At 46.2% G+C, this 21,976-nt stretch carries 17 protein-coding genes; 12 read left to right on the forward strand and 5 right to left on the reverse strand.

Annotated elements, in window-relative coordinates; genetic code table 11:
- Positions 1-14 precede the first annotated feature (14 nt).
- The 4 genes from atpA to H6F98_RS20355 all read left to right on the forward strand — a co-directional run bounded on the left by atpA (position 15) and on the right by H6F98_RS20355 (position 3,955).
- Entirely contained in the window at positions 15-1,532 is a 1,518-nt protein-coding gene (gene atpA / locus H6F98_RS20340; RefSeq protein ID WP_192220509.1) for a F0F1 ATP synthase subunit alpha, read from the forward strand.
- 90 nt (positions 1,533-1,622) lie between these two features.
- Positions 1,623-2,570 (forward strand): F0F1 ATP synthase subunit gamma, encoded by a 948-nt coding sequence (locus H6F98_RS20345; RefSeq protein WP_192220510.1) that lies wholly within the window; start codon positions 1,623-1,625, stop codon positions 2,568-2,570.
- 99 nt (positions 2,571-2,669) lie between these two features.
- Positions 2,670-3,287, forward strand: a complete 618-nt coding sequence (locus H6F98_RS20350) for an NUDIX hydrolase N-terminal domain-containing protein (RefSeq protein ID WP_192220511.1) — start codon at positions 2,670-2,672, stop codon at positions 3,285-3,287.
- Between the two features lie 350 nt (positions 3,288-3,637).
- The gene (locus tag H6F98_RS20355) at positions 3,638-3,955 is read left to right on the forward strand and encodes a 2Fe-2S iron-sulfur cluster-binding protein (protein WP_192220512.1); all 318 of its coding nucleotides are present in this window, start codon (positions 3,638-3,640) and stop codon (positions 3,953-3,955) included.
- A 117-nt stretch (positions 3,956-4,072) separates the two neighbouring features.
- On the opposite strand, the gene H6F98_RS20360 is transcribed toward H6F98_RS20355, so the two are convergent.
- On the reverse strand, positions 4,073-5,152 hold the full coding sequence (locus tag H6F98_RS20360; protein ID WP_192220513.1) for a DUF3616 domain-containing protein: 1,080 nt from the start codon (positions 5,150-5,152) through the stop codon (positions 4,073-4,075).
- A gap of 248 nt (positions 5,153-5,400) precedes the next feature.
- On the opposite strand from H6F98_RS20360, the gene H6F98_RS20365 reads away from it, so the two are divergent.
- From H6F98_RS20365 to H6F98_RS20375, 3 genes are read left to right on the forward strand one after another with little or no spacing between them, the layout of a single operon-like run.
- Positions 5,401-5,595, forward strand: coding sequence for a hypothetical protein (locus H6F98_RS20365; protein ID WP_192220514.1), 195 nt, complete (start codon positions 5,401-5,403; stop codon positions 5,593-5,595).
- Positions 5,592-6,677 carry a DUF3326 domain-containing protein gene (locus H6F98_RS20370; RefSeq protein WP_192220515.1) on the forward strand — a complete coding sequence of 362 codons (1,086 nt, stop codon included), beginning with the start codon at positions 5,592-5,594 and terminating at the stop codon, positions 6,675-6,677. The genes H6F98_RS20365 and H6F98_RS20370 overlap by 4 nt, the downstream gene beginning before the upstream one ends.
- A complete protein-coding gene (locus tag H6F98_RS20375) occupies positions 6,658-7,251 on the forward strand; it encodes a CPBP family intramembrane glutamic endopeptidase (RefSeq protein ID WP_192220516.1) in 594 nt (197 codons plus the stop codon). Before H6F98_RS20370 ends, H6F98_RS20375 begins: the two co-directional genes overlap by 20 nt.
- A gap of 136 nt (positions 7,252-7,387) precedes the next feature.
- On the opposite strand, the gene purN is transcribed toward H6F98_RS20375, so the two are convergent.
- Complete coding sequence (gene purN / locus H6F98_RS20380) at positions 7,388-8,044, reverse strand: phosphoribosylglycinamide formyltransferase (protein WP_192220517.1); 657 nt, start codon at positions 8,042-8,044, stop codon at positions 7,388-7,390.
- A gap of 10 nt (positions 8,045-8,054) precedes the next feature.
- The gene (locus tag H6F98_RS20385; protein WP_192220518.1) at positions 8,055-9,050 is read right to left on the reverse strand and encodes a type IV pilin-like G/H family protein; all 996 of its coding nucleotides are present in this window, start codon (positions 9,048-9,050) and stop codon (positions 8,055-8,057) included.
- Between the two features lie 335 nt (positions 9,051-9,385).
- Between H6F98_RS20385 and rsmG the strand changes: the two genes are divergently transcribed.
- On the forward strand, positions 9,386-10,126 hold the full coding sequence (rsmG, locus tag H6F98_RS20390) for a 16S rRNA (guanine(527)-N(7))-methyltransferase RsmG (RefSeq protein ID WP_192220519.1): 741 nt from the start codon (positions 9,386-9,388) through the stop codon (positions 10,124-10,126).
- Positions 10,127-10,141: 15 nt separating this feature from the next.
- On the opposite strand, the gene H6F98_RS20395 is transcribed toward rsmG, so the two are convergent.
- Positions 10,142-11,323, reverse strand: a complete 1,182-nt coding sequence (locus H6F98_RS20395) for an aldo/keto reductase (RefSeq protein ID WP_192220708.1) — start codon at positions 11,321-11,323, stop codon at positions 10,142-10,144.
- Positions 11,324-11,495: 172 nt separating this feature from the next.
- On the reverse strand, positions 11,496-12,206 hold the full coding sequence (gene rpiA, locus H6F98_RS20400; protein ID WP_192220520.1) for a ribose-5-phosphate isomerase RpiA: 711 nt from the start codon (positions 12,204-12,206) through the stop codon (positions 11,496-11,498).
- A gap of 342 nt (positions 12,207-12,548) precedes the next feature.
- Between rpiA and H6F98_RS20405 the strand changes: the two genes are divergently transcribed.
- The 4 genes from H6F98_RS20405 (at position 12,549) to H6F98_RS20420 (ending at position 21,891) form a co-directional block, all read left to right on the forward strand.
- Positions 12,549-14,159, forward strand: coding sequence for a calcium-binding protein (locus H6F98_RS20405; RefSeq protein WP_192220521.1), 1,611 nt, complete (start codon positions 12,549-12,551; stop codon positions 14,157-14,159).
- A gap of 319 nt (positions 14,160-14,478) precedes the next feature.
- The gene (locus H6F98_RS20410) at positions 14,479-16,053 is read left to right on the forward strand and encodes a calcium-binding protein (RefSeq protein WP_192220522.1); all 1,575 of its coding nucleotides are present in this window, start codon (positions 14,479-14,481) and stop codon (positions 16,051-16,053) included.
- Positions 16,054-16,095: 42 nt separating this feature from the next.
- On the forward strand, positions 16,096-19,047 hold the full coding sequence (locus H6F98_RS20415; RefSeq protein WP_192220523.1) for an S-layer family protein: 2,952 nt from the start codon (positions 16,096-16,098) through the stop codon (positions 19,045-19,047).
- Between the two features lie 171 nt (positions 19,048-19,218).
- Positions 19,219-21,891, forward strand: coding sequence for a CHAT domain-containing protein (locus tag H6F98_RS20420; protein WP_192220524.1), 2,673 nt, complete (start codon positions 19,219-19,221; stop codon positions 21,889-21,891).
- The last annotated feature ends 85 nt before the right edge of the window (positions 21,892-21,976 follow it).

The following is a 21,976-nucleotide window of genomic DNA, read 5'->3' on the forward strand; positions in this document are numbered from 1 at the left end:
AACGAACAACTGACATGATTAGCATTAGACCCGACGAAATCAGCAGTATTATTCGGCAGCAAATTGAACAATACGACCAAGACGTTAAGCCCACTAACGTTGGTACCGTCTTACAAGTTGGTGACGGCATTGCTCGGATTTATGGCTTGGACAAGTGCATGTCTGGGGAATTGGTCGAGTTTGAAGATGGTGAGGTTGGTCTTGCCCTCAACTTGGAAGAAGACAATGTCGGTGCTGTATTGATGGGCGATGGTCGCGGCATCCAAGAGGGTAGCCCCGTTACGGCTACAGGTAAGATTGCCCAGGTGCCAGTGGGAGAAGCCTTGATTGGTCGCGTAGTCGATGCCCTTGCTCGTCCGATAGATGGGAAGGGAGACATTCAGACAAGTGAATCGCGTCTAATCGAATCCATGGCTCCAGGGATTATTGCACGGCGTTCAGTTCATGAACCAATGCAAACGGGAATCACCGCTATCGACGCAATGATTCCAATCGGACGAGGACAGCGAGAACTGATTATTGGTGACCGCCAAACTGGAAAAACGTCCATTGCCGTTGACACCATCCTCAACCAGAAAGAGGAAGACGTTATTTGTGTTTACGTCGCGATTGGTCAGAAGGCATCTACCGTTGCCCAGGTGGTGGATGTGCTTCAGGAACGAGGCGCATTAGATTACACAATTGTGGTTGCCGCGAATGCCAACGACCCAGCTACCCTTCAGTACTTAGCTCCTTACACAGGGGCGACAATTGCCGAATACTTCATGTACAAGGGTAAGGCAACCCTAATCATTTACGACGACCTCTCCAAGCAAGCACAAGCTTATCGCCAGATGTCTCTACTACTGCGTCGCCCACCCGGTCGCGAAGCTTATCCTGGAGACGTTTTCTACATCCACTCACGCTTGCTGGAACGGGCGGCGAAGCTGAGTGATGAACTGGGTGGAGGCAGCATGACTGCTCTTCCAATTATTGAAACCCAAGCGGGTGACGTTTCGGCATACATCCCCACCAACGTGATTTCGATTACGGATGGTCAGATCTTCCTAACTTCAGACCTATTCAACTCTGGCTTGCGTCCAGCCGTTAATCCTGGTATTTCTGTATCACGAGTGGGTTCTGCCGCGCAAACCAAAGCCATGAAGAAGGTTGCGGGTAAATTGAAGCTGGAACTGGCGCAGTTTGATGATTTGCAAGCCTTTGCTCAGTTTGCTTCAGATTTAGACAAAGCGACGCAAGATCAGTTGGCACGAGGTCAGCGCTTGCGGGAACTCTTGAAGCAGCCTCAATACTCACCACTATCAGTAGCTGAGCAAGTGGCAGTTGTATATGCAGGACTGAATGGCTATCTGGATGACATTGCTGTTGAGAAAGTCGCTGACTTTGCAAGAGGGCTGCGTGAATACTTGAAAACAAGCAAGCCGCAGTACATGGATATCCTTCGGAATACGAAGCAGCTCAATGATGAGGCGGAAGGCATTCTGAAGGAATCGATCGCAGAATACAAGCAGACCTTCCTCGTATCGGTGTAACTAGTTGTTGGTTATTAGTTGTTTGTTGTTAGGAAAAAATTCTAACAACAAGCAACAAACAACAAACAGCAAACAACAAACAACAAGATTATGCCTAATCTAAAATCAATTCGCGATCGCATTCAGTCGGTCAAAAATACCAGAAAAATTACTGAAGCCATGCGTCTCGTCGCGGCTGCCAAAGTGCGTCGCGCTCAGGAACAGGTAACGGCTACCCGCCCTTTTGCCGACCGCTTGGCACGAGTTCTCTACGGCTTACAAAACCGTCTGCAGTTTGAAGAGGCTGATTTACCCCTACTGAGGCAACGGGAAGTCGGAACAGTTGGCATACTCGTCATTACAGGCGATCGGGGTCTGTGTGGCGCTTATAATACCAACGTCATCCGTCGTGCTGAAAACCGCGCTAAGGAACTCCAGAAGGACGGAATCGACTACAAGTACGTGTTAGTCGGGCGCAAATCCCTCCAGTACTTCCAACGCCGTGACCAACCGATTAGTGCAAATTACACAGGCTTGGAGCAGATTCCCACAGCAGCAGAGGCATCAATGATTGCCGATGAATTGCTCTCCTTATTCTTGTCAGAGTCTGTAGATCGAGTGGAATTGGTCTACACCAAGTTTGTCTCCCTGATTAGTTCTCGTCCCGTAATTCAAACCCTATTGCCATTGACGGCACAAGGACTAGAAGTACAAGATGATGAAATCTTTAGATTGACAACTCGTGGTGGTGACTTTGAGGTGACACGGGAGAAAGTTACAGCGACACAGCGTACCTTCCCTCGTGACATGATCTTTGAACAAGACCCAGTGCAAATTCTGGATGCTCTCTTGCCACTGTATCTAAACAACCAATTGCTACGGGCACTGCAAGAGTCAGCGGCGAGTGAACTTGCTGCCCGGATGACGGCGATGAACAACGCTAGCGATAATGCTTCCGACTTAGTGAAGTCACTCACGTTGTCTTATAACAAGGCACGGCAAGCGGCAATTACGCAGGAAATCCTAGAAGTCGTCGGTGGTGCTGAAGCACTAGGTTAGATTTTGTTTTCCAAAGTAATTAAAGGTGTCTGGGGTGACTCAGGCACCTTTTTGTTTACAAGCTTACTGAAATGTTGCCTATCAAAGCGAGGAAAACTTGTGGATTTGAGATGGCTGGAATGGGGGAAACAACTACAAGCGATCGCACAAAATGGTCTTACCTACACTGACGGAGTTTTTGATAGGGAACGCTACAAGGCACTACAAGCGATCGCAGCAGAAATCTTAGCCACCTATTCCAACGTAGAACCTAGCTACGTCCTCGATCTTCTTGCTCACGAAATTGGCTATGCAACGCCCAAAGTCGTGGTGCGAGGAGCCGTATTTCGCGACGATACCATCTTGTTAGTAAGGGAACGCGCTGATGGTTGTTGGACATTACCAGGGGGATGGGCTGATGTTGGCGAGTCTCCGAGTGAAGCCGTTGTCCGAGAAGTGTATGAAGAGTCAGGCTATGAGACACGCGCCACTAAGCTGCTAGCGGTTTGCGATCGCAATAAGTACGAATATCCCCCTTCACGACATCATACCTACCAGCTTTTTATTCAGTGTGAACTTATCGGTGGTTCCCCTAAACAAAATATAGAAACGGACGGAGCAGAATTTTTTCGGGAGCATGAGCTTCCACAACTCTCTCTTACTCGCATTGTCCCGTCTCAAATAGCGCGGCTTTTTGAGCATCACCGCCAGCCTGATTTGCCAACAGATTTTGATTGAAGCAGAACTAGGTTGTGTGAAGGTATCAGGGAAGTCACGGATGCTTTTTTCGAGAACATTGAGATGTGCCAGTAATTTCTCGAATGTATTTTTAATAGAGCGTGATTAAACTTGAATCAACCTGATAAATAAGTGTATAAAAGGTCATTTACACAATTTTATTTAAATCAGTATAGATAAGTAGAGACAACATGATGAAGCTAGAGCGATCGCTCTAGCTTTTTTTAGCTGAAGCCAAACTCGTTATGCTATCTCGATCAGGTTTACAGTAAAATCTAATTCCATATGCTCCACCACGATTTTCACAAGTATTTTCGTGTAGGAGAACTGTACCTACACCACTGCCATTCATGCCGAAGACTTATACTGTCGAAATCCAACACGAAGGGAAAACCCACATTATAGAAGTACCAGAGGATAAACAGATTCTCTCGGCTGCTTATGCCGCTGGCATAGATTTACCCAGTTCTTGCAACGCAGGAGTTTGTACCACCTGTGCTGCACAGATCTTAGAAGGAACAGTCGAGCAAAGCGACGGGATGGGTATCAGTCCCGAACTCCAAGAAGAAGGTTACGCACTACTATGTGTTGCCTATCCGCGTTCTAACTTAAAAATTGAGACAGAAAAAGAAGAGATTGTGTACCAACGTCAGTTTGGTAAGCCTTGAACAAGAAGAATACAGAAGTTTAGAAGTTCGGGAGAACTCTGAACTTCTGAACTCCTTTCAAAACATTTGTTAGATGAAGTGTCGTTAACCTGCGGCACTTCATTATTAGTATTCTGCCTAACCTAATAGGAAGATATCAGCAAGAACAGTAGCACCTTCTAGATGTGTTATTGGAGAAGGTGAGTCATAAACAACTAAAATGGACGGCTGTTGGGAAATTGGATCAAATAGCGTGATGCCTTCTGCATGATGATTGCCCTCGCCATAAGGTAAGTCGAGGATTGGTGTAGGTTCCCAAGAGAGGCTTTTGCCTAGTTCATTGAACCCATTTGGCAACCGAAAAAGCTTAACAGGACCATCTAAATCCATTGTTGGTCCTGCGAGGATTAATAAGTCTTGACCATCTACACACAAATCACGAATCCCTAAGCCATTTAACTTGACAAAATGCTTTTTGTAGAGTTTACCTGCATCTCCTATTTCTTTTAACTGTAGAGTTGTTGGATTGTTTGCTTCAAGCTCTAACTCTAACTCTAGAATTATTGCCCAGCCTCGGAGTACTGGTCCTCGCATCCCAATAAAAACTTTTTCTCTGGAAATAAGGATACCCTCGATATCAAAGCCATTGTCTTTGCTAGGGATTTCAGCAAGAATAAAGGGGTGAAGATGGGGGTCTGAGTCCAGAGCATCCATTAATAAATTGCCCCGTTCAGTGAATTTTAAGTTAGCGGCTGTTAGCTGCTCATTGGGATTCTCCGGATGGGGGCAGGATTTGAATAATTCACCATTGACAAGGGGGATACGAGCAAGCAGATAACGATTTTTTTCTGAGGCTACAGTTGCCAGTCGTTCAACATTCTTTTGTTCTTTTTTATCCTCTTTTGGCTTTTTGCGTTTCCAACTGTGTGAGCCGACAATCCAGAGGTAATAATCAGCATAAGCTAGCCCTTCAATATCAATCTCTTCATCCTTGCCTGCTGGTAATTCAATAAACTGTCCAAGATCAATATGCTGATGATTAGTAAAAGTAAAAGTATCATCATCAAATGTTAGACGTTCAAGTGTCGTTGTCTCATCTGAACCAACCCATAAGTGTTTATCAGGAGTGAGGAGAGCGGCTGATAAATCTTCATGAAGAGGCTTAAAAGAATCCTGAAATTGCAGCATTACTTGCTTTAGCAGAGAGGGATGTTCCATCTCACATCTATCCTTTACCCTATAAGGGTTGGTTTGATTATCGTTGAGGTTGATGCTTAGAATGCAAACGTTAGACTTGCGATCGCATAATAATTTGCAATAACTGCAATTGTCAGTTGGATCTAACTAAATGTTTACACTCAAGCCCTAAAAATACAGGTTATTAAAAAATTTACTAGTAGTTGCTAGCTGACGGCACTGCTAGTGATTGATACACTAATTAAACTTACAAATACAACACGAAGCCAATGACAACACACTTCATCACGGCAGAAATTGACCTACAACAGACAACAACGGAATTACAGGCTTGCATTGAATCCGAACTCCAAAAACAAGGTGAACCCCTGCGCTGGGCAATAACGGCTGTGGATGTGGAGCAGCAGAAAGTGTCTGTGGAAGCGATTGTAACAGTAGCACAAGAGACTTCTAGCGAAGCGTGAACCAGCGACCTTACACCGTTGTTTTAATCATTCCGACTGGGATTGGAGCAGCCATTGGTGGCTATGCAGGGGATGCGCTACCCGTGGCAAGAGCGATCGCATCCTGCTCAGATCGCTTAATCACTCACCCCAACGTCCTCAATGGTGCCCAGTTGTACTGGAACTTACCCAATGCTCTTTATGTGGAAGGCTACGGACTTGACAAATTCGCGGCTGGATGCTGGGGATTACAACCCAGGCATCAAAATCGAGTAGGATTAATCCTTGACCAAGGAATTGAACCAGACTTGCGATTAAGACACATCCAGGCAGCCGATGCTACCAGAGCGACATTAGGGTTAAATCTTACAGATTATGTGGTGACAGACGCTCCCTTAAATGTAGAACTGCGGACAGCCGCATCGGGAGCAAGTTGGGGCACGATTGGGAATCCTGACAGCCTACTACGAGCGGCTGATGTATTGATTCATCAGGCAAGGGCAGAAGCGATCGCAGTTGTTGCTCGATTTCCCGATGATTCTGGTAGTGAAGCTCTCGTCGCTTATCGTCATGGACAGGGAGTAGACCCTCTTGCAGGTGCCGAAGCCGTCATTAGTCACCTAATTGTTCGTACCTTTCAAATCCCTTGCGCTCACGCCCCCGCACTCACGCCTCTAGCTCTTGACCCTGATTTATCACCTCGTTCAGCCGCTGAAGAATTGGGCTATACCTTCTTACCTTGCGTTCTCGTTGGGCTAAGTCGTGCGCCCCAGTTTGTTGACAAGACATCAAACGTTACATCTCTACCTGGAGACATCTGGGCAACGGATGTAGATGCTGTCGTTGTCCCCGCAAGTGCTTGTGGTGGCAGTGCTTTGTTGAGTTTGAGCCAGTCGCGATCACAAATTATTGCCGTTGAGGAAAACCAAACTTCCATGCAAGTTCCCCCGGAACATTTAGGGATTAAGGCAATCAGAGTACACTCGTATTTAGAGGCGCTAGGCTATCTGGTTACTCATCGTGCCGGTATTAGTGCTGATGCCCTCAGCCCATCTCTCTCGTCCTTGCACTGCTTATCTGTTCGTGGCAAAACAGCTTCCTGATAATCCTGAAATTGAACCCCTGACGCGCACCCAAATTTTAATTGCGATGGGTGTAACGGCTGCCGTGTTATTAATCGTTGCCAAGCTATGGCTGCGTCTCGGCTCCGTTAACCTCCTCCCTTTACGCGGAACTGTTGATGCAATCCTTTTAGGGTTGGGTCTAGCGGTAGCAATTAGTGGGGCAAGTAGCTTAGTTTATCGCCTTTGGCCGGCTTACCGCGAAAGCGCAGACTTTTACCTACAGTTGGTACTGAAGCCTTTAGTATTACCAGACATCATTTGGCTAGGGCTACTACCTGGCATGAGCGAAGAATTGTTATTTCGAGGCGTAATGTTACCAGCAGTTGGCTTGAATGCCACAGGCTTACTTGCCTCCAGTTTATTGTTTGGCGTTTTGCACCTCAGTAGCCCCCAACAATGGCCCTATGTCGCTTGGGCATCAGTCGTCGGATTGTTGCTAGGATTGAGCGCCTTGGCAACTGGCAATTTGTTAGTCCCGATTGTGGCTCATGTCGTCACAAATTTGGTTTCTAGTTACCTGTGGAAACTAAAAAATAGGCAAGTTGAAGCTTAGATGATGGTTATTAGTTGTTGGTTGTTGGTTGAATTTGAATTTCGTCAACCGTCAACCATTAAACAATTGTCTGGCTAGTGCAGCATAGCGGAAATAAGTGACCCGCTAAAATCTCTCCCTTGTCGCTGGGAAGTGGTTACAAACTTCTGCCGCGCTGCACTAGTGCGATCGCTTGCGGTAAAATTCGATGTTCCTGGACTTGAATACGAGCGTGGAGGGTTTCTGGCCTATCGTCTGGCAAAACCGGGACAGCCGCTTGTAGCAAAATTGGACCACTATCAACTTCTATGCGTACCAGGTGAACAGTACAACCTGCAATTTTGACACCTGCTTCAATTGCTTGTTCTACAGCTTTTACGCCTTTGAAACTGGGTAATAAGCTCGGATGAATGTTAATAATTCGGTCAGGAAAGGCATTGATGAGTACAGGTGTTACCAAGCGCATCCAGCCTGCCATCACTACCCACTCCACCTTGTACTGCCGAAAGACTTCGACAATTGCTGTGTCCAAGTCTTCACGGCGCTTGTAGTCTCGGTGATTGAGTAGGACAGCCGGAACCCCCCAACGCTCGGCTCTCGCTACTGCCTTGATACCGGGATTATTGTAAATTAGGACTTGAATCTCGGCGTTCAGTTGTTGGGATGCGATCGCATCAGCCACTGCCTCAAAGTTACTGCCACTTCCCGAAGCCATAATCCCTAGTTTCAATGGCTGCCCTTGCGCTCTTACGGTCGAAACAGTTGGTGAAATCAGGCAAGGAGTAGAATCAGCTAGCGTTGGATTGGTATTCATGCCGCCTTATTTATCGTTCTAATGGATGGGAACCTGCGAGACATTGAATCATCCACCTGCCCTGTGTCTTACTAGGAGCGGTTGGCATCGCTGGAGGAGTAGATGAAGGTGTGTCCGTTTCACAAATCCCTGCAACAGTAAGAAGATCATCACCATCTTTGACGACAAATACTGTACCCGTATAGCTTCTAAGTTCAGGACGTTTGGCTTGGGCTGTCATCATCACACTCTGAGTCTGGTTGCCTTGAGGCACAATTTGGTAGCGATAATTCTCGCTTTCTGGTTTGATGCCGATACTTAAATCCTCAATTGTTGTGCCAAATTTTTCATTTTCGAGGTAAAAAGCCTGTTGTGCGCGGTTCATCGCCCCAGTCATCAGTTTGCCTTCTGCTTCTCGTGCCTCCCTAGCTTGTGTTTCAAGGTCGGCTATAACTTGCTCTTGTTCTGCTGGTGTCTCAATGTCAGATAGAACTGGAACCCCCGACGGCACTGTTGTTTCGTCAGAAATCTTCTGAAGTAAGACAGCCCCATCCGTAAACGCCGTAGGTCTGGGTTGTCCAGGGTTTGTATCACTCAATTGCAAACGTAGCTGACCATCATCAGTCAGCTCAAAAATAGTCATTACCGTTTCATTCTGTTCTGGCAAAAGCACATCAATGTGCATGGGTTGCACAGTTGAGTCAATTCGATAGCCAAATGGTAGGGCAACAGGAGAATCAGGGACTAAAGGCAAAAGCATAAAGAATTTGCCCTCTGGCGCGAAAATCAACGTAAGCTTCTGACCCGATGGATCTTCCACTTCCCATCGTCCCTGCAATTGTGTTTCTACAGGATTTGTTGTAGAAGTGCTTTGGGCTTGAGCGACTAAAGGTGTAACTTGCGGTTGAGCATTGACAGGTGTACTGAGGGTACTCAGTAGCCCTAGCAACACGCTAAGTGTGATGAATTTGCCAGTAACTTGGAAACGAGTTTGGCGCTGGTGAAGGTCGAGGAAAAGAGTTTTCATGCAAGTCAAGCCATAACTGGCAAATTTGAAAGTAGGGAGTGGTCTTCTTTAGAAGAACCTTGCGTATATATTCAACACTTTTTGAGGATGTCAGTATAGCTAGTGAATCTGAAAGCTTTCTTAAAAGTGAGAGTAGGGGAAGAGAGGTTTATTCTTTGTGGTGGGCAAACCTTATCAAGGTATTGCAGCTATCTAGAGGAGGCTCTTTGAACCGAAAAGCGATCGCAATAATTTGACCCAAGGCAGTGAGAACAGCTCTATAACATGTCAGATTGAAACAAGGTTGAACTTAGCCTACCCGTATTTGTCTAATCTTGAGCAGCGAACAATCCCCCATGAGTGAACTTGAACTATTGATGTTACCGGAGATGGTACACATCTGGCAGCAAACACTAGGTTGGCAGCCAACGGCTCAACAGCAGCAATTATTCCAGCAGCTTTATGAAGGAATCTTAGAAGGCAACCAGCAGTTAAATTTAACCCGCATTACTGAACCTGTGGAGTTTTGGGAAAAACACTTATGGGATTCTTTGCGGGGTGTATGGAGTCAGGAATCAGAAGGTAAATGTGAGATTAGTCCGACATCAAAAATTATTGATATTGGTACAGGTGCAGGGTTTCCAGGATTTCCTGTGGCGATCGCATTTCCTGATACTGCCATTACCTTACTCGATTCCACCCGTAAGAAAATCACTTTTCTCGAAACACTCATCACTAAACTCGGTCTTGAAAATGCTACGACATTGAACGGTAGAGCAGAAGCGATCGCCAAACAACCACAACATCGACAAGCTTACGATATAGCACTCCTGAGAGCTGTTGCACCCGCATCCATCTGCGCTGAATATTCATTACCACTCTTGAAAAAAGGTGGTTTAGCCATTCTCTACCGAGGTCATTGGACAGACGAGGAAACCGAAGATCTAAAACCCGTCCTTGAACCATTAGGTGCTGAGATTGCCTCAGTTGAAGGCTTCACAACACCAATCAGCAACAGCATCCGTCACTGTCTTTACCTTCGGAAAGTATCAGCTACAGAAGTTAAAACCCCTCGACCTTTAAGGAAAGTTAATTGAGAGTGGTTAAGTAGGTTATTGCTGTGATAAGCGTTTAACCTCTTGACCACCTAATAATTGATGAGCATCTTCCAAAAGGGTGGGAATTTTGTCAGCATGAGGACTCTTACGCAAACATTGTTGTAAGTCTAATCCTCTCACTCGGTCTGCTTTATTACCGGGGAACCAGTGACTCGCATTACCCAACATGTTGTACCGCATTTTTCCGTATTCGATCATGTCATACGCGAGAGCAAGATTCCTCAACCACAGAATCACCCGGATATTTAAACCTCCTGGCGTTTCTTCTGGCTTCGGTAAGCCGACGTCCCAAGTTTTAGCCCAATCTTCTCCTAGAATTGCGGTCGCTTCTTCCTCTAGCCGTACCAGAATCGGCGGCAAAATCTCCGAAGCCCGATCCAATAATTCCACTGCCTTAAGGTGTTCATCAAAATCCGTTGGTCGTGATGCCCCTATACTCAACGTATGCACCTGAGGATGGCTTAAACAAAACAAGTCATTAAACACCATCGGGCTAAGCGGTTTACACAGTTCCACTAGCTTTTGTGGCGGCTTATAGAGCATCCCTCCCTTATCCGCAGGACTGATGATAAAGACACCCATATCATGGCGTGTTGCCGCTTCAATAGCAGTCCAATTCAATTGATTGATGTAGTACCAGTGCAGGTTAACGTAGTCAAACTGATTTGTTTCAATCGTCTTGACAATCACGTCCGTTGGCCCATGCGTGGAAAAACCAAGAAATTGCACCTTGCCTTGGGCTTGCAACTGCCGCGCTACATCGACACAACCACCCGGACGGACACTATCATGCAGCAATTCAGGAGTATTAATGCCGTGTATCCCTAATAAGTCAACGTAGTCTAGTTTCAGATTCGCCAGTGACTTATCAAAAGTACGTTGAAACTCTTTGGAATCTGAAGTTGGGCTAATTTTGGTCTGGACAATTAACCGTTCACGAGGAAATGTCGGCAAAATTCGCCCTAGCTGAACCTCTGAAGTCCCATACCCACGCGCCGTTTCAATATGATTAATACCAACTTCAACAGCTCTACGAATCGTCGCCTCTAGATTCTGCTGATTATCTTTGGGAATTTGCCATCCTGGGACATCCTGCCACTTGAACTGATATCTCATGCCACCGCAAGAAAACACTGGCATTTGTAAGTTTGTACGCCCAAATCTTCGGTATTGCATCGTCATAAACACGCTTTGAACATAGAACTGGCTTTGTGTATCTACACAGCTACAGCAAAACCCTCTCTAAATCTAAATTACTGTGCTTTCCAAAGTGCTGCATACCGCCATACAGTTCAGACTGGGTTGCATTTTGAGAAAGAGACGTTCCAGCAGAACGTCTCTACGACTCTTACATTTCCCGGACAATAGGTTGACCATCTTTGACTTCGCCAACCAGAACGATATCAGCAACACCTACAAATAAGCCATTCTCTAGAACACCTGGAATGTTATTCAGCGTCTTTTCAAGTTCAGCAGGGTTATCAATGGAGTCAAATTTTACATCAACAACCATGTTGCCTTGGTCGGTGATTACGGGGCCAGCTTTTTTGATGCCCATGCGGAGTTCTGGTTTTCCACCTAGCTTTTCAATCGCACGCATGACAGGTGCGATCGCCATGGGTATCACTTCTACGGGTAGCAAGAATGTTGAACCTAAGCGATCGACTAATTTATTCCCATCCACAACAACAACAAATTGGTCTGCTAGGGCATCAACAATTTTCTCGCGAGTATGGGCAGCACCACCACCTTTAATCAAGTTCTTCTGCGGATCGACTTCATCAGCACCATCGATCGCAATATCAATATGGTCAACGGCATCAAGAGTTGTTAAAGGAATGCCGTATTGTTTTGCCAAGACTTCTGCCTGAAACGAAGTTGGGACACCCTTAATGTCTTTTAGATCACCCGACCTGAGGCGATTTCCTAGATACTCGATCGCATAGGCAGTGGTTGAACCCGTACCCAGCCCAACAATGGTACCCGACTTCACTAACGCAGCAGCAGCTTTGCCGACTTCCTGCTTCATTACCTTAACGGGGTCATTTCCTGCGGTCATAATAAGAACTCCTTTGAGGCTACACCTAGTAGTTACTGGCTTTTGATGGCGTACAGCGATCCTCTACTGGGATGCTGCAAGAGCCAGTCTACTATCTAGGCGTTACGTTCTCATGTCTAGCCGTGAATGTAAAGTTTTGTAAGAAAGTTGCATAACTTCCGCCTCAAGGTCTGAGAAGTCTACGTTGCCCTGTAAATTCGTTGTTGAGAGTAAAGGGGGATGTATGAGAGGCGATCGCCTTTTTCAACTTTTAGAGAAGTCTTAAATCATTTCTACTTCAGTAGATATTTCAGCTCACTAAGTTTGAATCTTGAACTATAGCTTTCTTTTAGGAATAAAATTATGCCACGTCGCCGTAGAAATGCTGTTGTAGACAACAATGATGGTTCAGGGGTTCCTTCCGCTGGAATTAGTTCCGATAATGCCTGGGATTATCAACCTCTTCCCGATATGTGGAATGAGAACTTTTCGGATGGGGTTTGGTCTGCCCTAGCTGACATCACGTTGGTAGATGGAGAGTCTTTTCTACTACCTCTCGACATCATTGATAATGATTTGTCTGAAGAGGCTCAAACTGTTATTTGGAACATTACTGAAAGTGGCTATGGCTTCACTCAAGAAACATATACATTCAGTGAAAGTGATGGCATGGGATTTATTGAAGTGAGTACGACTGGCAGTTATGACCAAGTTGTAATCACCATTAATGATAACGATGTCATCGACCAAACCTTGAATGGGGATGTTGCTGACAATTCATTGTCTGGTAGTAACACTAACGATGCCATCTATGGCGAAGCTGGCGATGACACCCTTAATGGTGGAGAGGGTAACGACAATCTGTTTGGCGACGATGAAGATAACGACCTGCAAGGTGACGATACTCTCTATGGTGGAGCAGGTAACGACATTCTAGATGGGGGTAATGGTAGCGATGCGATGTTCGGTGGAACTGGCAACGATACCTATATTGTGGACGACTTGGAAGACACGGCTACCGAGTACCCTAACCAAGGTGTAGATACTGTCAAGTCCTCAGTCAGCTTTACGCTAGGAGAGAGAATTGATAACCTGTTTCTCACCGGTTTCGAGGCTATAGACGGGACTGGCAATGCCCTCAACAACAAGATTATCGGGAACTTTGAAAACAACTCCCTTCTAGGAGGCGCTGGCAATGACATTCTCTTAGGCAACAGTGGAGATGACAGCCTTTATGGAGAGGATGGAGATGACAAGCTTTATGGAGGATTCGACGATGACTATTTAGAGGGCGGTTCTGGTGAAGACTATCTAAATGGTGGTGAGGACAACGACTCCTTGTATGGTGGTGAGGGCAACGACACTCTTGACGGCTGGGATGGCGATGATTATCTCGATGGCGGTGCTGGCAGTGACACGCTGCTTGGAGATCTTGGCAATGATACTCTGTATGGCAACGATGGTGACGACTACCTTTATGAGGAAGTTGACTATGTTGATGAGTTCGGGAGTACCATCTATGGCGGCAATGACTACCTAGAAGGTGGTAATGGCAATGACACCTTAGTTAGTGAGGATGGCGACGATGGCTTATATGGCAACTCTGGCAACGATATCTTGGAAGGTGGCAATGGTAGTGACTACCTGGATGGTTATGGCTTAGGTACAGAATTTGACACCTTAACAGGTGGAACTGGAACTGACTATTTTATTCTGGGTAACTCTTGGTGGGGCGCATACTACGTTGAGGATGCGGCTGGCTACGCCACAATTACTGACTGGGAAGCTTCAATTGATTCCATTCAATTGTCTGGTAGCTCTAGTGACTATCGGCTAGAGTTTGGAACAAATTGGGTTGGTACTTCAGCTTACGATACAGGGATTTACTACACGGGTGGTACAGGCCCGGAGGAGTTGATTGGTGTGCTACAAGACACAACAAATGTGGATCTATCACAGTTCACTTTTGTCTAGTGGACGTTTAAAAAAAAGATTATTAATGCATCACTCGATCGCATAGGCAGTGGTTGAACCTGTACCCACCCCGACAATCGTACCTGACTGCACAAGTGCAGCAGCTTTGCAAAGTTTTGTAAGAACTTACATAAGTTCTACTTCAAGGTATGAGAATTCTATGTTGCTCTGTAAATTTGTTGTTGAGAGTAAAGCCGACTGTATAAGATGTAATCATCTTTTTGAACTTTAGAGAAGTCTTAAATCATTTCTACTTCAGTAGATATTTCAGCTCACCAAGATTGAATCTTGAACTATAGCTTTTCTGAGGAATAAAATTATGCCACCACGTCGCCGTAGAAATGCTGTTGTAGACAACAATGATGGTTCAGGGGTTCCTACCGCTGCATCTACTGGCACTAATCCCCCAGATTATCAACTGCCTTCCGATACGTGGAATCAAAGCTTTTCGTCGGTTGGGGTTTGGTCTGCACTAGCTGACATTACGTTGGTAGATGGGATGTCGTTTCTCCTACCTCTCGAAATTAGTGATAATAATTTGTCCGAAGAGGCTCAAACTGTTATCTGGAACATTACTGAGAGTGGCTATGGCTTTACTCAACAGACATACACCTTCAGTGAAAGTGATGGCATGGGCTTTATTGAGGTGAGTACGACTGGCACTTATAGCCAGGTTGTAATCACGATTAATGATAACGATGTCATCGACCAAACTTTCAATGCCGATGCCGCTAACAATTTTTTGTCTGGTAGTAACACTAACGATGCAATCTATGGCGAAGCTGGTAATGACACCCTCAATGGAGGGGAGGGTGACGACAAACTGTTTGGCGATGATGACTTTAATGACTATGACTATGATGAGACAGGTAACGATACGCTCAATGGTGGAGCAGGCAACGACATTCTAGATGGTGGTAATGGTAGTGATGCAATGTTCGGTGGAACTGGGAACGATACCTACATTGTGGATGACCTAGGAGACACAGCTACCGAGTACCCCAACCAAGGCGTAGATACTGTCAAGTCGTCGGTCAGCTTTACGCTAGGAGACAGAGTCGATAACCTGTTCCTCACTGTTTCCGGCAATATCGACGGCACGGGTAACGCCCTCAACAACAAGATTGTTGGTTATTCCGGCAGCAATATTCTGTCGGGTCGTGAGGGCAATGACATTCTTTTAGGCAATGGCGGAGCTGACAGCCTTTATGGAGAGGATGGAGATGACAGCCTTTATGGAGGATCAGAAAATGACTATTTAGATGGAGGTTCTGGTGAAGATTATCTGAATGGTGGTGATTACGATGACTACCTATATGGAGGAGAAGACAACGATATTCTTGACGGCTGGGATGGCGATGATTACCTTGATGGCGGTGCTGGCAGTGACACGCTGCTTGGAGATCTTGGCAATGACACCCTGTATGGCAATGACGGTGATGACTACCTTTATGAGGAAGTTGACTATGTTACCGAGTACGACTATACCTACTTTGGCGGCGATGACTACCTATATGGTGGTGGTGGGAATGACACCTTAATTAGTGAAGATGGCGACGACTACCTGGATGGTTACGGGTGGGGTACAGAATTTGACACTCTAACAGGTGGAGCCGGAAGTGACACCTTTATTCTTGGTAGCTCCTGGTGGGGCGCATACTACGTGGAGGATGGGGCTGGCTACGCCACAATTAATGACTGGGAAGCTTCAATTGATTCCATTCAATTGTCTGGTAGCTCTAGTGACTATCGGCTAGAGTTTGAGACAAACTGGGTTGGTACAGCAGATTACGACATAGGAATTTACTACCTAGGTGGTACAGGTCCAGAGGAGTTAATTGGGGTGCTACAAGACACAACAAATGTTGACTTATCACAGTTCACCTTTGTCTAGTGGACTTTTAGAGAGTGTCTCATCCAGTTTCAGGGTTGGCAGATGAAACCACGTTTTCCGTCATTTTGGTTGGCTCATAGTGTTTGTTTATTTTGGCTGACAACAACCATCTCGACACCAGCACAAATCGTTGGGGATACAACCTTACCAAACCCTTCTATCATTACGCCAAACGGCAACACTAGCATTATCACGGGGGGTACTCAATCGGGTTCCAATTTGTTTCATAGCTTTGGAGAATTTTCGGTTCCCACTGGAGAAGTTGCCTCTTTTCAAGAAATTGACCAAGCTGTTGAAAACATCATTTCTCGCGTAACTGGGTTATCCGTTTCAACTATTGATGGATTAATTGAAGTTCTTCAAGCTAATGGTACTGTCAGTCCTGCCAACTTCTTTCTGATCAATCCCAACGGGATTATTTTTGGTTCTAATGCTTCGTTGAACATTGGCGGCTCTTTCCTAGCAAGTACAGCCAGTAGCCTAAACTTTGCTGATGGTAGCCAGTTTAGTGCTACTGCTCCTCAAACTACACCTTTACTTACCGTAAGTGTTCCGATTGGTTTGCAATTTGGAGGGACACAAGGAAACATTCTTAATCAATCTCAGGCACGCAACCGCCTAGGGATACCTGTTGGTCTACGGGTGCAGCCTGATAAAACATTAGCGTTAGTAGGCGGCAATGTAAGTTTGAATAGTGGATATTTACGAACTCCAGGTGGTCGAGTCGAATTAGGAGGAGTGGCAGGGGCGGGAATAGTAGGGCTAAATGTTGATGGTGATAGCCTTAGTTTGAATTTTCCTGATGATGTCGCCAGAGCTGATATATCACTTAGCAATGAAGCTTTCGTGGATGTCACTAGCGAGGGTGGTGGAAATGTTCAGCTTTCAGGTAGGCGGGTTACACTCACTGAGGGTTCAGCGATTCAGGCTTATACCCTAGGCTCAATACCAGGAGGCACCTTAAGCATCAATGCTTCGGAGTCGGTAGAACTCAGTGGAACCACAGCAGATGGCAATTTTGCGAGTGGTTTGTTTTCTTTCAGTGATTTTGAAGCCACGGGTGCTGGAAGCAATATATCTGTGGAAACGGGGCGCTTAATCGTCCAGGATGGGGCACAGATACTCGTCAGTACATTAGGTGCAGGGGCGGCAGGGGCCCTAACAATCAACGCCTTAGAGTCTATAGAAGTAATTGGCACGGCGATGAATGGGCTTCCTAGTGGTTTATTTGCTGGGGTTGAAGAGGAGGATGCTACAGGATTTGGGGGAAGTTTAACGATTGAAACGAGAGAATTAATTATCCAGGATGGAGGGCGAGTCTCAACGTCTACTTTTGGTCAAGGACAGGGTGGCAGTCTAATTGTACGGGCAACAGACTTGGTAGAGGTAAGTGGCAGATCAAGCGATCGCCAAAATAGTAGTTTATTACAGGCTACAGTTCAACGGGGAGCTACCGGAGATGGCGGAAGTTTGACGATTGATACGGGCGAGTTGCTTGTCTCAGATGGAGCGCAAGTATCAACGTCTACGTTTGGTCAAGGAGATGCTGGGGATTTAACGGTGCAAGCGACCCAAGTAACACTACTGGGTTACGGCACTTCAGCAGACGATAAGATAATTTCTAGTGGTTTGCTTGCTAATTCTGAACAAGGGGCTACAGGGACTGGCGGTAATCTAACCATCGATACTGAGCGCTTAAGTATTCAAGGTGGGGCACAAGTTTCAGTTACGACCTTTAGCGAATTTAGCCAAGCTAGTGCAGGTAACTTGACAGTTCAGGCTTTTGATGTAGAACTGGTTGGAGTAGCACTCTCAGCAGATGGTCAATTCCTTACTAATGACACAGGCTTGTCATTTGGTAGTGGTTTATTTGCTGGCACAGGTATAGGCTCTACAGCAGATGGAGGAACTTTAAGGGTTGAAACTGAGCGATTGACCCTTCGAGATGGAGCCGTTCTACAAACTACGACGTTTGGTGCAGGGGATGCGGGCGATTTAATTGTTCAGGCTTCAGAATCCGTGGAACTCGTTGGAACCTTTGCTGATAATCGGTTTCCCACAAGCTTGCTTGCTCTGTCTGGCGGAATTCCTGGAGTTGGTGGTATTCCTGAAGCCACAGGGCAAGGTGGAGATTTGACGCTTGAGACAGGAGAGTTAATTGTTCGGGATAGGGCGCTAGTCGCTGTCAGCAGCCTCAACTCCAGTAATGATGCTCAAGGTGCAGGTAATCTTCAAATTACCACGCGAAGTATCACTTTAGATAATCAAGGCGAACTCACAGCAGAAACCGCATCCGGTGATGGTGGCAATATTGCGCTAACTGTCGAGGATTTGTTGCTGCTGCGCCGCGAAAGTGGAATATCTACCTCCGCAGGCGTTGTAGGTGCTGGTGGGAATGGCGGCAACATTACAATTGATACTTCAGACGGCTTTGTCGTTGCTGTCCCAGAAGAAAATAGTGACATTAGTGCCAATGCCTTTACTGGCAATGGCGGTAATATCCAAATCCAAGTGCAAGCCATCTTTGGCACCCAGTTTCGAGAAGACTTAACTCCCGAAAGTGACATTACTGCTAGTTCCCAATTTGGACTAGACGGTGTGGTAGAAATCACAACGCCAGATGTTGACCCTAGTCGCGGATTAGTGGGTTTACCTACTGATGTCGTTGATGCCTCTGGATTAATTGCTTCCGGTTGTGGAACTCCCCAGATAGCACGTAGTGAATTTATCGTAACGGGGCGCGGTGGCTTACCGCCTACTCCTAGTGAAACCCTCAGCAGTGATACCATTTGGACAGATTTGCGTCCAGCAACAATTACTACCGGAAATCGTTCAGCGGAACCTTTAATTACTCAGCCAGCTGATACTAAGCCGCCAGTAGAAGCCCAAGGATGGGTAATTAATGATAGGGGTAAGGTGGTTCTCACCGCGCAAGCTGCCCATGTACTACCGCACAGGACTTGGCAGACACCAATCGAGTGCAAAAAATTGTGATTTTAGTTGAGCGAATTTACTTCTTCATGTGAAGCTGCTCCACTAACGTATATTAAGTTATTGTTCATTGTCTGTTGTTTGTTGTCAGTGGCAACTAACTTCTAACTAATTACCCAATTTTTAAATTAAATCAAGTAGTCAACCGGGCTTGAGATGACTAGAGAAAGGAGGATGAGGGAAAGAAAATGGTCTGTGTATGTCCGTGCAGTACAACCCTTTCTAAAGTACGTCTTTCTTGCATTCAGCACCATTTTATGCATTGCCTTGGGGCAGGTGATAAATATAGATTGTATGGGTGCAAGTAATTGCGTCTCTACAACGCAACTAGCATCTCTTGCTACCTCAGCTCCCACATCTACTGCCCAATCTGTGACAGATCCAGTGCAGCAGGGTAGAGAATTCTATGAAACAGGACAATTCAGTGAAGCCGCCAACGTTTGGCAGGAGGCAGCACAGGCATTTCAAGCTGAAGGAGATAAGCTGAACCACGCTACAGCATTAAGCTTTTTGTCCTTAGCTTACCAGCAGCTAGGGCAGTGGGCTGAGGCGGGTGTCGCTATCAACTCCAGCTTACAACTCCTCCAAGAGGCAGGACTCCAGTCCTCAAAAAAAGATACCCCAACGAATACCCAACTCATTCTCGCCCAAGCCCTCAATACACGAGGACAGTTGGAATTAGCACAAGGACAAGCGCAAAAAGCGATCGCAACCTGGCAGCAAGCAACTACGGCTTATACTCAAGCTGATGACCAGATAGGAATTATTGGCAGCCGAATTAACCAAGCTCAAGCGATGCAAGCATTAGGGCTTTATCGTCAAGCCGAGAAGACCTTAACTCAGGTGGAAGCAGCACTGCAAAACCAACCCAACCCGATTCAGTCTATGGGTTTGCGTAGCCTGGGTAATACCCTTCGAGTTATCGGTAACTTGAAGAAATCTCGGCAGAGTTTAGAGCAAAGTTTGGCGGTAGCTGAGCAACTACAATCTCCCTCAGATATCAGTGTCACTCTACTCAGTTTAGGAAATACAACCCGTGCCCAGAAAGAAACCGAAGCGGCTTTGGGGTTTTATCAACAGGCAGAAGCTACATCCACCTCACCGATGACACGCACACAAGCCCAATTAAATCAACTGAGCTTGTTACTCGAAACGCAGCAACTCAGTGAGGCATTAACATTGGGTTCAAAAATTCAGGGTCAAATCGCTAGTTTGCCTGTCAGCCGTGCCTCTGTCTATGCCCAGATTAACTTTGCTCAGAGTCTCACACGACTTAACAAAAGTAATACAGATAACACTCCTTCATGGGCAGACATCAGTCAAGTCTTGGCAAAAGCCGTTCAACAAGCGAAAAGCCTAAAAGATAGTCGTGCAGAAGCCTATGCCCTTGGGCATCTTGGTGGACTCTATGAACAAACTCAGCAATTGAGCAACGCTCAAGATCTCACCGAGCAAGCGCTACTGATTGCCCAAGGTATTAATGCTTCAGACATTACCTATCGTTGGCAATGGCAGTTGGGGCGGCTTCTCAAAGCAACTGGAAAAAATCAAGAAGCGATCGCAGCTTACACCGAAGCCGTCAACACTTTACAATCTCTCCGCAGTGATTTAGTAACCATTAATCCCGACATTCAGTTTTCCTTTCGGGAGGAAGTAGAGCCTATCTATCGGCAGTTAGTCGATTTACTCCTACAATCCACCAATACCCAAAGTGAGCCGAGTCAGCAAAACCTAGTCCAAGCTCGTAACGTCATTGAATCACTCCAACTCGCTGAACTCGATAACTTTTTCCGAACCGCTTGCTTGCAGGGACAGGCTGTACAAGTTGACCAAGTGATTGATCAAGATGATCCAACAGCCGCCGTTGTTTACCCAATTATCTTGCCCGATCGCTTAGAAGTCATCCTCAAGTTGCCCAATGTGCCTCTACGTCACTACGCTACTTCTATTGCTCAGGGTGACGTGGAAGAAACCTTAGAAGAACTGCGGCAGGAACTGGTAAAGCCTTTCTCCCTAAAACGAACGCAGTCATTATCGAAGCGAGTTTATGATTGGCTACTCAAACCTGCTGAGGATGCCTTCATACAAAGCCAAATTAAAACCTTGGTATTTGTCTTAGATGGTTCTCTACGGAATATTCCGATGGCAGCTCTTTATGACGGTCAACAGTATCTTGTACAAAAGTACGCTGTCGCCTTGACTCCAGGACTACAATTGCTGGCTCCAAAATCGCTTGTACAGGGAGAGTTAAAGGCTTTGACGGCTGGACTTACCGAATCCCGTGGGGGCTTCTCGGCTCTTAGCAATGTGGCGTTAGAAGTAGAAGAAATTCAATCCGAAGTACCTACTACAGTCTTACTCAATCGAGAGTTTACTAGCGAAACCATCCAAAACGAAATCAAATCGTTACCTTTTCCCGTGATACATCTAGCAACACACGGGCAGTTCAGCTCTGAAGCTGAAGAAACGTTTATTCTTACTTGGGATGGTCGCCTCAATGTCAACGAGTTGGAGAACGTCCTTCGTAACCGAGACGAAAATCAGCCAAATGCGCTCGAATTACTTGTCCTCAGTGCTTGCCAAACGGCGACTGGGGACAAACGAGCCGCTTTAGGATTGGCGGGAGTAGCGGTACGAGCTGGGGCACGCAGCACTCTGGCTACACTATGGTCAGTTAACGATGAGAGTACTGCCGTGCTGATGAGTGCATTCTACCGAGAGTTAACTCGTACTAAAGTAAGTCGAGCTGAAGCTTTGCGTCTAGCTCAGCTATCGCTGTTGCAAGAACCTCGCTCCCAACATCCCCGCTACTGGGCACCTTTTGTTCTCGTGGGCAGTTGGCTCTAAACGGAATAGGGCTACCGTGAAAATGATACGGGTGCTGTATCCCCAAGCTTTATAACAAACTAAGAGCTACAGCACCCGTCATCTT

It is taken from the genome of Microcoleus sp. FACHB-SPT15 (genome assembly GCF_014849525.1).
Lineage (GTDB): Bacteria > Cyanobacteriota > Cyanobacteriia > Cyanobacteriales > Coleofasciculaceae > Symplocastrum > Symplocastrum torsivum.